Source organism: Pseudomonas sp. (assembly GCF_036387035.1).
GTDB lineage: Bacteria > Pseudomonadota > Gammaproteobacteria > Pseudomonadales > Pseudomonadaceae > Aquipseudomonas.
Genome location: NZ_DASVUM010000018.1, coordinates 1 through 14,325 on the forward strand (window position 1 = coordinate 1; position 14,325 = coordinate 14,325).

Genomic DNA, 14,325 nt, shown 5'->3' on the forward strand with positions numbered 1-14,325 from the left:
GTCGATATTGCCACCGAGCCGGGCCAATGGCCGGCCGAACGCCGTTCGCTGCACCGAGCGCTTGCACATCAGCTCCAGCGCGCGTTCGGCCATGCCCACCGAACGCATGCAGTGATGAATCCTTCCCGGCCCAAGGCGACCCTGGGCGATTTCAAAGCCGCGCCCTTCGCCCAACAGGACGTTTTCGTACGGCACACGCACGTTTTCGAACAGCACCTCCGCGTGGCCATGGGGCGCATCGTCGTAGCCGAACACCGGCAGCGGCCGTACGATCTTCACCCCGGCCGCGTCAGTGGGCACCAGAATCATGGAATGCTGCTGATGCCGCGGGCCGTCCGGGTTGCTCAGGCCCATGAAGATCATGATCTTGCAGCGCGGGTCGCACGCCCCGGAAGTCCACCACTTGCGGCCGTTGATCACCCACTCGTCACCATCGCGCACCGCCGTAGCGGCCATGTTGGTGGCGTCCGAGGAGGCCACGTCCGGTTCGGTCATGGCGAAGGCTGAGCGAATCTCACCGCGCAGCAGCGGTTCAAGCCAGCGCTGCTTCTGCTCTTCATTGGCGTAGCGCACCAGCACTTCCATATTGCCGGTGTCGGGGGCTGAGCAGTTGAACGGCTCCGGGCCCAGCAGCGAGCGGCCCATGATTTCGGCCAGCGGTGCGTATTCGAGGTTGCTCAGGCCGGCGCCCAGCTCGGATTCGGGCAGAAACAGGTTCCACAACCCTTCGGCTTTAGCCTTGGCTTTGAGCGCTTCCATGATGGCGGTGGGCTGCCAGCGGTCACCTTCGCTGACCTGGCGCTCAAACACCGGCTCGGCCGGGTAGACGTAAGCGTCCATGAATGCGGTGACGCGTTCACGCAGTTCCTGAACCTTGGGCGAATAGGCGAAATCCATGAGCGGCTCCCTTCTCTGAGAGGTTGTTTAGGTCATGCAATCGATGCTAGAACAGCGCTGATAATTTACCTAGCCTATTCTCGGCGTGTATTAACATTCATCACCGATATATGATCGGCGTATGAATACCTAACAATAAGAGTGCAACGACATGAATCTGAGCAAGGTCGACCTCAACCTGTTTATCGTCTTCGACGCGATCTATACCGAAGCCAACCTGACCCGCGCCGGGCAGATTGTCGGCATTACCCAGCCGGCGGTGTCCAACGCCCTGGCACGCCTGCGTGAGACCTTCAACGACCCGCTGTTCGTGCGCACCGCCCAGGGCATGGTGCCCACGCCGATGGCGCAGAACATCATCGGCCCGGTGCGCAATGCCCTCTCGTTGCTGCGGGTCTCGGTGCAAGAGAGCCGGATCTTCAACCCGTTGCAGGCGAACAAAAATTACAGGATCAGCATGACCGACCTCACGGAAGCGGTGATTCTGCCGGCACTCTTTCAGCGACTGCGGCGTCTGGCGCCGACGGTGACCATCGAAAGCTTTTTGTCCAAGCGACGGGAAACGACCAAGGAGCTCGCGGCGGGCCGGCTGGATTTCGCGGTCGACGCGCCCCTCAACACCGACCCGCAAGTGCGCCACGTCAAGCTGATGGAAGACCACTATGTCTGCGCGATGCGCCGCGGCCACCCGCTGGCGAACAAGGAGGCGATCAGCCTGGATGATTACCTCGGCGTCGCGCACATTCACATCTCGAGCCGGCGCAGCGGGCTGGGCTATGTGGATCTGGCCCTTGGCAAGATGGGTATACAACGCAAGGTTGCGTTGCGCTCCCAGCATTACCTGATGGCTTCCCAGGTGCTGCAGCAGACCGACATGGTGATGACCGTTCCGGAGCGCTTTGCCCGCCGCAATGACCTGCATTTTGTGTATTTGCCGGTGAACGACGTGCCTACCGTGGAGACCCACCTTTACTGGCACGAAAGCACCGACCAGGACCCCGCCAACCGCTGGATGCGCGAACAGATCATCGAACTCTGCCAACTGGTCACCGCCCACGAGCGCAAGCTGGCTCAGAGCCTTGAGGCGGCGGTGAAGTAAGCCTTTGGTGGGACCGGCTTTAGCCGGGGATAGGCCAGTGTGAACACCATCACTTGCGCAGTGTGTCTGCCGACGCCTTCCCGGCTGAAGCCGGTCCCACTATCAGAATGCGGTCATCCAGTGGGACCGGTGTTAGCCGGGAATAGGCCAGTGTGAACACCCTCAATCTCGCAGTGTGTCCGCCGACGCCTTCCCGGCTGAAGCCGGTCCCACTATTCGATCGCGGTCATCCAGTGGGACCGGGTTTAGCCGGGAATGGGCCAGTGTGGAAACCATCAATTTCGCAGTATGCCCGCCGACGCCTTCCCGGCTGAAGCCGGTCCCACTATCAAATCGCGGCCCCACTCCAGATCGCGTCCCGCTGCCAGAATGCGCTCCTGCTTAGCCCCATCATGACAGCGCGGTCCCACTTGCCGTGCCGGATCTGGCTACGCCGCTTGACGTTAACGTAAAGCACCACTTACGTTACGCCCATGCCTTCCGGATCGAGCACTGCCATGACCGCCACCACCTACAGCATCTCCGACCTCGCCCGCGAGCTGGACATCACCACCCGCACCATTCGCTTTTATGAAGAACAGGGCATGCTCAGCCCTGAGCGACGTGGGCTGGAGCGGGTGTATTCGGCGCGGGACAAAGTCACCCTCAAGCTCATCCTTCGCGGCAAACGCATCGGTTTTTCCCTGGCCGAGTGCCGGGATCTCATCGGTCTGTACGACCCCGCCGGTGGCAATCACAAACAATTGAGCACCATGCTCGACAAAATCGCCGAGCGTCGCGCGCAGCTTGATCAGCAACTTCTGGACATTCAACAGATGCAGCTTGAACTCGACACTGCGGAAGAACGCTGCAAGGCCGAGCTTGCCAAGTCGACTTAAAACAAGCAGATACGCTCAATATCTCATCTCGACTCCCACAGGAACAATGCCGATATGTCCCTCCCTCAGCGTGTACGTCTGGTTGAAGTCGGCCCCCGCGATGGCTTGCAGAACGAATCGCGCCCGGTCAGCGTCAACGACAAACTGCAACTGGTTCATGACCTTGCCGACGCCGGCGTCAGCTACATCGAAGCGGGCAGTTTCGTCTCGCCCAAATGGGTGCCGCAGATGGCCGGCTCCGCCGAAGTGTTCGCCGGGATTCAGCGCAGGGACGGCGTGACCTATGCCGCACTGACGCCCAATTTGCGCGGGTTCGAAGCGGCGCTTGCGGCGGGCGTGAAGGAAATCGCCGTGTTCGCCGCCGCCTCGGAATCTTTCTCCCAGCGCAATATCAACTGCTCGATCAGCGAGAGCCTGGATCGGTTCCTGCCGGTCATGGAAGCCGCGCGGTTGCACGGCATCAGCGTTCGCGGCTACGTATCGTGTGTGCTCGGTTGCCCTTACCAAGGTGATATTGCGCCCAGCCAAGTCGCGGCGGTCGCCAACGCGCTGTATGCCATGGGCTGTTATGAAGTTTCCCTGGGCGACACCATCGGCACGGGCACGCCCGGCGCCACCCGCACACTGTTCGACGTGGTCGCCGGGCAGATACCGCGCGGCAAACTGGCCGGGCATTTCCACGACACCTACGGCCAGGCGCTGGCGAACATTTATGCCAGCCTGCTGGAAGGGATTGAGGTTTTCGACAGCTCCGTGGCGGGCCTCGGCGGCTGCCCGTACGCCAAAGGCGCGACCGGCAACGTCGCCAGCGAGGATGTCGTTTACCTGCTGAACGGCCTTGGCATCGAGACCGGCATTGACCTGGACGCCCTCATTGCGGCCGGGCAACGCATCAGTGACACCCTCGGTCGAGCGAACGGCTCGCGGGTGGCAAAGGCGCGTTTGTCGGCCTGATGTGCGACAAGTTGTCACACAGTGTTACCCTGCCCGCCATCGCGCTCAGGGAAACGGGTAACACGGAAACACCCGGCGACAGATTCAGCGGTGAATCTTGCCAGTGAAATCCTAAAACCCCCGAATTCCGGGACCTCACGAAAGTTGGCATGGCTCCTGCTATGTCTTACGTACAACAAAAATAACAAATGCAATAAACCAATAATAACAAGACGTATCGGCTCTGACATAACAAGAACAACACGGACAGAGACGCAGCTAACTGATTTTTTTGGAGTGGATCGCTGTATTGGAGGCCTCGGCCTCACGACCGGACTGAGAACAATAAAACTGTCTTCAGGCAGCTACCAGACGGGTCGGATCGAAAGGTCGAAGCGGATCAGCGCTCAAAAAAATACGTTTGCTCTTGACCCTGGATTGGGGTCGCTCAATAAAGCTAAAAAGGCTGGCTGCCAAAAACAACAACAGGCCACCTAAAAATAAAAGCGAGCATGCAGTCGAACTTGAAGGGGAGCCCAGGCTCCCCTTCGTGCTATCCGCCCTTTGTAAATGCCCTTCCCGCTCCACCCCCCCGTCCCCTCCTACTCGCCCGGCTGCTGGCACCCGGTCCCCGTTGACATCAGCACGGCTGCAGGTTTACGTTAACGTAAAGGTGACACATATTCTTACCCTGACAGCCCTCCAATAACAACACGGGATGCAGTCCATGAATTACCCCACGCTCAACTTCGGCCTCGGCGAAACCCTCGACATGCTGCGCGACCAGGTCCGGGCATTCGTTGCCGCCGAACTTGCGCCGCGCGCTGCACAGATCGACAAAGACAACCTCTTTCCGGCCGACATGTGGCGCAAGTTCGGCGACATGGGCCTGCTGGGCATCACCGTCGACGAGCAGTACGGCGGCGCAGGGCTCGGCTACCTGGCCCATGTCATCGCCATGGAAGAGATCAGCCGGGGATCGGCCTCTGCGGCGCTGTCCTACGGCGCGCACTCCAATCTCTGCGTCAACCAGATCAACCGCAACGGCACCCCCGAGCAGAAAGCCCGCTATCTTCCCAAACTGATCAGCGGCGAGCACGTCGGCGCCCTGGCCATGAGCGAGCCCAACGCCGGCTCTGACGTGGTGTCGATGAAGCTGCGCGCGGACCGGCGCGGTGACCGTTTCGTCTTGAATGGCAGCAAGACCTGGATCACCAACGGCCCTGACGCCAACACCTACGTGATCTACGCCAAGACCGACCTGGAAAAAGGCGCGCACGGCATCAGCGCGTTCATCGTCGAGCGCGACTGGCACGGTTTCTCTCGGGGCAACAAATTCGACAAGCTCGGCATGCGCGGCTCCAACACCTGCGAGTTGTTTTTCGATGACGTCGAAGTGCCGGAAGAAAACCTCCTCGGCGCCCTCAACGGTGGCGTGAAGGTGCTCATGAGCGGGCTGGATTACGAACGCGTTGTGCTCTCGGGCGGACCGGTCGGGATTATGCAGGCGTGCATGGACGTGGTGCTGCCCTATATTCACGACCGCAAGCAGTTCGGGCAGAGCATCGGCGAGTTTCAGCTGATCCAGGGCAAGGTCGCCGACATGTACACCCAGCTCAACGCAAGCCGCGCCTACCTGTACGCCGTGGCCCAGGCCTGCGAGCGCGGTGAGACCACGCGCAAGGACGCCGCCGGGGTGATCCTCTATGCCGCAGAACGGGCGACGCAATTTGCCCTGGACACCATCCAGATTCTCGGCGGCAACGGCTACATCAACGAATTCCCGGCGGGACGAATGCTGCGCGACGCCAAGCTCTACGAGATCGGTGCCGGCACCAGCGAGATTCGTCGCATGCTGATCGGGCGTGAGCTGTTCAACGAAACCCGCTGACAGCGCCGGAGGCTTCATGACCACTCTGCACACCCAGATCAACCCGCGTTCGCCGGAGTTCATCGCCAACCGCGAGGCCATGCGCAAGCAACTCGACGCGCTCCATGGCCTGCTTGATCACGTACAGCGCGGTGGCGGCGCGAAAGCGCAGGAACGCCATACCTCCCGGGGCAAGCTGCTGCCTCGCGAGCGCATAAATCGTCTGTTGGATATCGGCTCGTCGTTCCTCGAGCTCAGTCAGCTCGCGGCCCATGACGTGTACGGCGAAGACGTGCCCGCCGCGGGACTCATCGCCGGCATCGGCCGGGTGGAAGGCGTCGAGTGCATGATCATTGCCAACGACGCCACCGTAAAAGGCGGCACGTATTACCCGCTGACGGTAAAAAAACACCTGCGCGCACAGACCATCGCGCAGCAGAACCGGCTGCCGTGCATCTACCTCGTGGACTCCGGTGGCGCGAATTTGCCGCGTCAGGACGAGGTGTTCCCGGACCGTGAGCACTTCGGCAGGATCTTCTTCAACCAGGCCAACATGAGCGCCGAGGGCATCGCGCAAATCGCGGTGGTCATGGGTTCCTGTACTGCGGGCGGCGCCTACGTGCCCGCCATGGCCGACGAAACCATCATGGTGCGTGAGCAAGCAACGATCTTTCTCGCCGGGCCGCCCCTGGTGAAAGCCGCTACGGGCGAAGTGGTCAGCGCTGAAGACCTGGGCGGTGCCGATGTTCACTGCAGGATTTCCGGGGTGGCCGACCACTACGCCGACAGCGACGCCCACGCACTCGCGCTGGCCCGGCGCAGCGTGGCCAACCTGAACTGGCGCAAGCTCGGCCAGCTGCAGACCCGCCCGCCCGTGCCGCCGCTGTATGCAGACGAGGAGCTGTACGGCGTGATCCCGGCCGATGCCAAGCAGCCGTTCGATGTGCGAGAAGTCATCGCACGGCTGGTCGATGGCTCCGTGTTCGATGAGTTCAAGGCGCTGTTCGGCACCACGCTGGTCTGCGGTTTTGCGCATCTGCATGGCTACCCGATCGCCATTCTTGCCAACAACGGCATTCTCTTCGCCGAAGCCGCGCAGAAAGGCGCGCACTTCATCGAACTGGCCTGCCAGCGCGGCATTCCCCTGCTGTTCCTGCAAAACATCACCGGTTTCATGGTGGGTCAAAAGTACGAAGCTGGCGGCATCGCCAAACACGGCGCCAAGCTGGTCACCGCTGTGGCCTGCGCCCGAGTGCCGAAATTCACGGTCATCATCGGCGGCAGCTTCGGTGCGGGGAACTACGGCATGTGCGGCCGCGCCTACGATCCGCGCTTCCTGTGGATGTGGCCCAACGCGCGCATTGGCGTGATGGGTGGCGAACAGGCCGCCGGGGTGCTGGTGCAGGTCAAGCGTGAGCAGGCCGAACGCAGCGGCCAGGTGTTCAGTGCCGAGGAAGAGCATGCCTTGCGCCAGCCGATTCTCGAGCAGTACGAGCGTCAGGGCCATCCCTGGTACTCCAGCGCCCGGCTGTGGGACGACGGCGTCATTGACCCCGCGCAGACCCGCGACATTCTCGGCCTGGCCATCAGCGCCTCGCTCAACGCCGCCCTCGAACCGACCCGCTTCGGCGTGTTCCGGATGTGACTGGAGGATCGCCCATGACTGATTTCGCCACCCTCGACATCGTCCGCGACCCTCGCGGGTTCGCCACGCTCTGGCTCAACCGCCCGGAGAAAAACAACGCCTTCAACGCACAGATGATTCGCGAGCTGATCATCGCCCTGGATCAATTGCAGCGCGACGACGGCCTGCGCTTTTTGTTGCTGCGCGGCCGCGGCCGACACTTCAGCGCCGGGGCCGATCTGGCCTGGATGCAGGAGTCGGCCAACCTGGACTACAACACCAACCTGGGCGATGCCCGCGAGCTGGGCGAGTTGATGTACAACTTGGCCAAGTTCAAGGCACCAACCCTGGCGGTGGTGCAAGGCGCCGCCTATGGCGGGGCGCTGGGCCTGATCAGCTGCTGCGACATGGCCATTGGCGCTGCCGACGCGCAGTTCTGCCTCTCGGAAGTGAAGATCGGCCTTGCCCCTGCGGTCATCAGCCCCTTCGTCGTGCAAGCGATTGGTGAACGCCATGCGCGACGCTATGCGCTGACCGCGGAACGCTTCGACGGCACGCGCGCTCGAGAGATTGGCCTGCTGGCCGAGTGTTACCCCGCCGCCGAGCTCGATCAGCAACTCGAACACTGGATCGCCAACCTGTTGCTCAACAGCCCCCAGGCCATGCGCGTCAGCAAAGACCTGCTGCGCGAGGTCGCCGACGGTGAGCTGACCCCCGCCCTGCGCCGTTATTGCGAGAACGCCATCGCGCGCATCCGCGTCAGCCCCGAAGGTCAGGAAGGTCTGCGGGCGTTCCTGCAAAAACGCGAGCCGGCCTGGCGCGGCCAGCCGCCTCACCCACAAGAAGGATCGCACTGATGAGCACCCCGCACACACAACCAATGACGTCGGTGCTGATCGCCAACCGGGGCGAAATTGCCTGCCGGATCATGCGCACGGCCAAGGCCATGGGCCTGACCACCATTGCCGTGCACAGCGCCACAGACTGCAACGCACGGCACGTTCGCGAAGCCGACATCGCGGTGAACCTCGGCGGCAGCAAGGCCAGCGAGAGCTATCTGCGGATCGACAAGCTGATCGAGGCCGCCAGGGCCAGCGGCGCCCAGGCCATCCACCCCGGTTATGGGTTTCTCTCCGAGAACGCAGGCTTTGCTCGGGCCGTGGAACAGGCCGGCCTGACGTTCCTCGGCCCGCCCGCCTCGGCCATCGAGGCCATGGGCAGCAAGTCAGCGGCCAAAACGCTGATGGAAACCGCCGGCGTGCCGCTGGTGCCCGGCTACCATGGCGATGCCCAGGATGCTGCGACCTTCCGCGAAGCCGCGGCGCGAATCGGCTACCCGGTGTTGCTCAAAGCCACCGCCGGTGGTGGTGGCAAGGGCATGAAGGTGGTCGAGCGCGACGAGGACCTGGCCGAGGCGCTGGCGTCGGCGCAACGAGAGGCGCAGTCGTCCTTTGGCGATTCGCGGATGCTCGTTGAAAAGTACGTGCTCCAGCCGCGCCATGTCGAGATCCAGGTGTTCGCGGATCAGCACGGCCACTGCCTGTACCTCAACGAGCGCGATTGCTCAATCCAGCGCCGCCACCAGAAAGTCGTGGAAGAAGCGCCCGCGCCGGGCATGACACCGCAGATGCGTCAGGCCATGGGCGAAGCGGCCGTGCGCGCGGCCCAGGCGATCGGTTACGTCGGTGCGGGTACGGTGGAATTTCTGCTCGACGCGCGCGGCGAGTTCTTTTTCATGGAAATGAACACGCGTCTGCAGGTCGAGCACCCGGTGACCGAGGCGATCACCGGCCTGGATCTGGTGGCCTGGCAGATTCGCGTGGCACAGGGCGAGCCGCTGCCGATCACTCAGGCTGAGGTGCCGCTGCACGGCCACGCGATCGAAGTGCGGCTGTATGCCGAAGACCCGGCCAACGACTTCCTGCCAGCGACCGGGACACTGGCGCTCTATCGCGAGTCGGCATCGGGACCGGGCCGTCGCGTTGACAGCGGCGTGGCAGAAGGCGACGAGGTCTCGCCCTTCTACGATCCGATGCTCGGCAAACTGATTGCCTGGGGCGAAACCCGGGAAGAAGCCCGCTTGCGGCTGCTGGCGATGCTCGACGAGTTTGCTATCGGCGGCCTGCGCACCAACCTCGCTTTTTTGCGCCGCATCATCGCCCACCCGGCCTTCGCTCGCGCGGAGCTGGATACCGGGTTTATCCCTCGCTATCAGGAGGATCTGCTGCCAGCGGCTGAAGAACTGTCGGACGCGTTCTGGCAGCTGGCGGCTCAGGCGTACGCGGGCACTGCGGCGGAATCGATCCGAACCGACGATGCCCGCTCGCCTTGGGCGACGCTCAACGGTTTGCGCCTCGGTGGCGCGGGCGAAGTGTCGTTGCACCTGGCGTGTGGCGCGCAGACCCGCAGCATTGTGCTGCCTGGCGCTTCACCGCAGGGGTTTCGATTAAACGGCGAGCACGTGCTGATTGAAGAGAACGGAGTGCGCCGGCAAACACCTGCGATCCGCCGGGCGGGCACGTTGTACCTGCGCTGGCAGGGCGACGTGCACGCGATCCGTCAGGTTGACCCGATTGCCGACGCGGAATCAAACCAGGGCCATCAAGGCGGCCTCAGCGCGCCCATGAACGGCAGTATCGTGCGGGTGTTGGTCAGCGTCGGCGAACAGGTAGAAATCGGCACACCGCTGGTGGTGCTGGAAGCCATGAAAATGGAACACAGCATCCGCGCGAACACAGCGGGAACCGTCGCGGCGCTGTATTGCATCGAAGGCGAGATGGTCAAGGAAGGGACAGTGCTGGTGGAGCTAGACGCTGATTGACTGCCTCCTACAGCTTGGGATCACCGTAAATCAGTGAGATTGCGCGTGAACTCGAATGTGGGACCGGCTTTAGCCGGGAAAGCGCCAGTCGTCATGCCGCGAAACTGAGGGTGACCAAACTGGCCTCTTCCCGGCTGAAGCCGGTCCCACTGAAAGCATCTCCGCGTGGAGCCAGTGAGACTGGGTGTGAACTCGAATGTGGGACCGGCTTTAGCCGGGAAAGCGTCGGTTGTTGCACCGCGAGATCGAGCTGATCAAACAGGCCTCTTCCCGGCTGAAGCCGGTCCCACTGAAAGCATCGCGTGCAGCCAGTGAGATTGGTGTGAGCTCGAATGTGGGACCGGCTTTAGCCGGGAAAGCGTCGGTTGTTGCACCGCGAGATCGAGGTGATGAAACAGGCCTCTTCCCGGCTGAAGCCGGTCCCACTGAAAGCATCGCGTGGAGCCAGTGAGACTGGGTGTGAACTCGAATGTGAGATCGGCTTTAGCCGGGAAAGCGTCGGTTGTTGCACCGCGAGATCGGGGTGATGAAACAGGCCTCTTCCCGGCTGAAGCCGGTCCCACTAAAAAAGCATCGCGGGCAGCCAGTGAGATTGGTGTGAGCTCGAATGTGGGACCGGTTTTAGCCGGGAAGGGGTCAGTCGTCACGAAACAAGGAGGAGGCCTGTGCGGGCCTCCTCCTTTGCATCACGCCGCTACTTCATACAACTTCAGCACTTCAGCTTCACCGCTGAGCAGGCTCTGGCGCATCCGCGCCGCTTGCAGCGCTGCTGCTTTCATGGCGCTTTCCTTGACATGGCCGTACCCGCGAATCCGCTCCGGCAGGCGGGCCAGGCTGAGCGCGGTGTGCCGGTTGCCCGCGCTGAGGTGGCCGAGGATCAGCTCAATGTCCGCCACGTACGATCCAATCAACTCGCGCTCCTGCCGACGCTCGAGGCTGCGGCCAAACGGATCAAGCACCGTTCCGCGCAGGAATTTGAAGCGCGCCAGCACATCGAATGCCTTCAACATCCACGGCCCGAAACTGCGTTTGCGCGGTGTGCCGTTGTTCGGGTCGCGCTTGGCCAGCCAGGACGGCGCCAGGTGGAACTCGATGCGGTAATTCCCTTCGAATTGCGCCTCCAGCTGACGGGTGAAGTCGCCATTGCTGTACAACCGCGCTACTTCGTATTCGTCCTTGTAGGCCAGCAGTTTGAAATAGTTGAACGCCACCGCTTCAGTCAGCGCTGGCGGCTGCCCAGGGAACAGCCGCGCTTCGGCATCGCGCACCCGGTTGACCAGCGTCAGGTAGCGCTCGCTCAACGCGCCATTCTGATAGGCGATCAAACCGCTGACGTTGCGCGTGACGCGCTCTTCCAGCGTCAGGTGCTCCGGGTCCGGCACAGGCTGGCTTTGCGGATTGGCCGCCGCTTGCACAGCCGGCAAGTCAAACGCGGCACGACGGCCCCACAAGAAAGCCTGCTGGTTGAGATTGACCGCCACGCCGTTGAGCTCGATGGCTTTTTCGATGGCCGCAGAGGTCAACGGAATCAGCCCCAACTGAAAGGCATAACCCAGCATGAACAGGTTGCTGGCGATACTGTCGCCCATCAGCTTGGTCGCCAGGTCTGTGGCCTGCACAAAGTGCGTTTTGTCGGCACCTACGGCTTCGCGGATGGTTTGCATCATCGCTTCTGCCGGGAACTCTGCGTCAGGATTGCGGGTGAACTCGGCGGTCGGCGTTTGCTGGCTGTTGATGACTGCATGGGTTTTCGCGCTGTTGAGTTTGGCGATGGCATCAGGACCTGACGCCACCAGCAGGTCGCAACCGAGCAGCAGATGCGCTTCGCCGGCCGCGATGCGCACGGCGAACAGATCTTCCTGGCGCGCCGCGATACGGATGTGGCTGACCACGGGACCGAACTTCTGCGCCAGACCGGCCTGGTCGAGCACGCTGCAGCCCTTGCCTTCCAGATTGGCGGCGTAACCCAGCATCGCACCGACCGTGGTCACACCTGTCCCGCCAACGCCTGGCAGCAGAATGTTGTAGGGCTGAGCGAGGCTCGGCAAGGTTGGCTGCGGCAGTTCAGCGAACGCCTGGGCCTGTTTGGGCAGTTGTGGCTTGCGCAACTTGCCGCCGTGCACCGTGACGAAGCTGGGGCAGAAACCCTCGACGCAACTGAAGTCCTTGTTGCACGCGCTCTGATCGATCTCTCGTTTGCGCCCTTCCGGGGTTTCCTTCGGCAGCACCGACAGGCAGCCCGACTTGACCCCACAATCACCACAGCCTTCGCACACGGCCGGGTTGATGATGGCGCGCTTGTCGAGGTCGACCATGGTGCCGCGTTTGCGGCGACGGCGTTTTTCTGTAGCGCACGTCTGGTCATAGATGATCACCGACACGCCTTTGAACTCACGCAGCTCGCGCTGCACGGCGTCCAGGTCGCTGCGGTGGTGGAAGGTGGTGATCGGCGCGAACTGCTCGCGGCTCGGGTATTTCTCGGGCTCGTCCGAGACCAGCGCGATGCGCAAAACGCCTTCGTTGAATACCTGCCGGCTGAGCTGATCCACGCGCAACACGCCGTCGATGGGCTGTCCGCCGGTCATGGCCACCGCGTCGTTGTAGAGAATCTTGTAGGTAATATTGACCTTGGAGGCGACCGCCGCCCGCAGCGCCAGATGGCCGGAATGAAAGTAGGTGCCGTCGCCGAGGTTCTGAAACACGTGGGGCGTCTCGGTGAACGGCGCCTGGCCAATCCAGGTCACGCCCTCGCCGCCCATCTGGGTAAACGTTTCGGTTTCCCGGTCCATCCAGATAGTCATGTAATGGCAGCCGATACCGGCCAGGGCGCGACTGCCCTCGGGCACACGGGTCGAGGTGTTGTGCGGGCAGCCTGAGCAGAAATGCGGGGTACGCTGGGTTTTGAACAGCGGCGCGGCAAGGGCTTTTTCTTTGTCGGCCAGAAACTGCAGGCGCGCGTCGATGGTCGGGCTGCTGTAGATCGGCGCGAGGCGCCTGGCGATGACCCGGGCGATCATCGCAGGCGTGAGCTCAGCCAGGTTTGGCAGCAACGAACGACCTTCTTCATCGAACTCCCCAACCACGCGGGGGCGCTGATCCACGGGCCAGTTGTAGAGCTGGCCGGTGAGCTGATCCTCGATCACGCTGCGTTTTTCCTCGACCACGAGGATTTCGTCCAGCCCTTCAGCAAAACCGTGTACCGACACCGGCTCCAGCGGCCAGCTCATGCCGACCTTGAGCACACGAATGCCCACCGACGCACACAGGTCTTCGTCAATGCCCAGTTCTTCCAGGGCCTGGCGCACGTCGAGGTAGGACTTGCCAGTGGTGATGATGCCCAGGCGCGGCTGCGGCGAATCGATAACGACCTTGTTCAGGTTGTTGGCCCGGGCGAACGCGCGCGCGGCGTAGATTTTGTAGGTGTTGAGCCGTGCTTCTTGAGCCAGCGGCGGGTCGGGCCAGCGAATGTGCAATCCGCCTTCGGGGATCTCGAAGTCGTCGGGGATCTGCGTCTGAATGCGCAGCGGGTCGACTTCGACCACGGCCGAGGAATCGACGTTCTCGGCGATGGTTTTCATCGCCACCCAGCAACCGCTGTAGCGCGAGAGTTCCCAGCCAATGATGCCGTAATCGAGGATTTCCTGAACGTTGCTGGGGTTGAGCACCGGGATCATCGAGGCGATGAAGGCGTGCTCGCTCTGGTGCGCAATGGTCGATGATTTGCAACCGTGGTCGTCGCCGGCGAGGATCAGCACCCCGCCGTTTTCTGCGACGCCGGCGGAGTTGCCGTGCTTGAACACGTCGCCGCAGCGATCAACGCCGGGGCCTTTGCCATACCACAGGGCGAAGACGCCGTCGTACTTGCCGTGGGGGAACAGATTGACCTGCTGGCTGCCCCAGACTGCCGTGGCGGCCAGTTCTTCGTTGACGCCAGGCTGGAAATGAATGGCGTTCTGCTGGAGATAATCCTTGGCGTCCCACAGGCTCTTGTCGAGGTTGCCCAAGGGCGAGCCGCGATAGCCGGAGATGAAGCCGGCGGTATTGAGCCCGCGCGCTTCGTCACGCTGCTTCTGCAGCATCGGCAGGCGGGTCAGCGCCTGGGTTCCGGTCAGGTAGAGATTGCCGGTTGCGAGTCGGTACTTATCGTCCAGACGAATATCAGCCAGGGACATTCAGGCACTCCTTTATTTTTATTAGTGCGTT

The 14,325-nt window shown here is 62.4% G+C and carries 9 protein-coding genes; 7 read left to right on the top strand and 2 right to left on the bottom strand.

What is annotated here, in order from left to right:
• Nucleotides 1–897 (bottom strand): acyl-CoA dehydrogenase family protein (locus tag VF672_RS01470; RefSeq protein WP_331100655.1); only part of this gene is annotated, 897 nt, incomplete at its 3' end.
• Nucleotides 898–1,048: 151 nt separating this feature from the next.
• On the opposite strand from VF672_RS01470, the gene VF672_RS01475 reads away from it, so the two are divergent.
• The 7 genes from VF672_RS01475 (at nt 1,049) to VF672_RS01505 (ending at nt 10,122) form a co-directional block, all read left to right on the top strand.
• Nucleotides 1,049–1,996, top strand: a complete 948-nt coding sequence (locus VF672_RS01475) for a LysR family transcriptional regulator (RefSeq protein WP_331100657.1) — start codon at nt 1,049–1,051, stop codon at nt 1,994–1,996.
• Nucleotides 1,997–2,493: 497 nt separating this feature from the next.
• Nucleotides 2,494–2,874 carry a MerR family DNA-binding transcriptional regulator gene (locus tag VF672_RS01480; protein ID WP_331100659.1) on the top strand — a complete coding sequence of 127 codons (381 nt, stop codon included), beginning with the start codon at nt 2,494–2,496 and terminating at the stop codon, nt 2,872–2,874.
• Nucleotides 2,875–2,928: 54 nt separating this feature from the next.
• Entirely contained in the window at nt 2,929–3,828 is a 900-nt protein-coding gene (locus VF672_RS01485; RefSeq protein WP_331100661.1) for a hydroxymethylglutaryl-CoA lyase, read from the top strand.
• A 706-nt stretch (nt 3,829–4,534) separates the two neighbouring features.
• Nucleotides 4,535–5,698 (top strand): isovaleryl-CoA dehydrogenase, encoded by a 1,164-nt coding sequence (locus tag VF672_RS01490; protein WP_331100663.1) that lies wholly within the window; start codon nt 4,535–4,537, stop codon nt 5,696–5,698.
• 16 nt (nt 5,699–5,714) lie between these two features.
• Entirely contained in the window at nt 5,715–7,322 is a 1,608-nt protein-coding gene (locus VF672_RS01495) for a carboxyl transferase domain-containing protein (RefSeq protein ID WP_331100665.1), read from the top strand.
• 14 nt (nt 7,323–7,336) lie between these two features.
• Nucleotides 7,337–8,158 (top strand): gamma-carboxygeranoyl-CoA hydratase, encoded by an 822-nt coding sequence (locus VF672_RS01500; RefSeq protein ID WP_331100667.1) that lies wholly within the window; start codon nt 7,337–7,339, stop codon nt 8,156–8,158.
• Nucleotides 8,158–10,122 (top strand): acetyl/propionyl/methylcrotonyl-CoA carboxylase subunit alpha, encoded by a 1,965-nt coding sequence (locus tag VF672_RS01505; protein WP_331100668.1) that lies wholly within the window; start codon nt 8,158–8,160, stop codon nt 10,120–10,122. Before VF672_RS01500 ends, VF672_RS01505 begins: the two co-directional genes overlap by 1 nt.
• A 686-nt stretch (nt 10,123–10,808) precedes the next feature.
• Here the strand turns inward: VF672_RS01505 and VF672_RS01510 are convergent.
• On the bottom strand, nt 10,809–14,294 hold the full coding sequence (locus tag VF672_RS01510; protein ID WP_331100670.1) for an indolepyruvate ferredoxin oxidoreductase family protein: 3,486 nt from the start codon (nt 14,292–14,294) through the stop codon (nt 10,809–10,811).
• Nucleotides 14,295–14,325 lie beyond the last annotated feature (31 nt).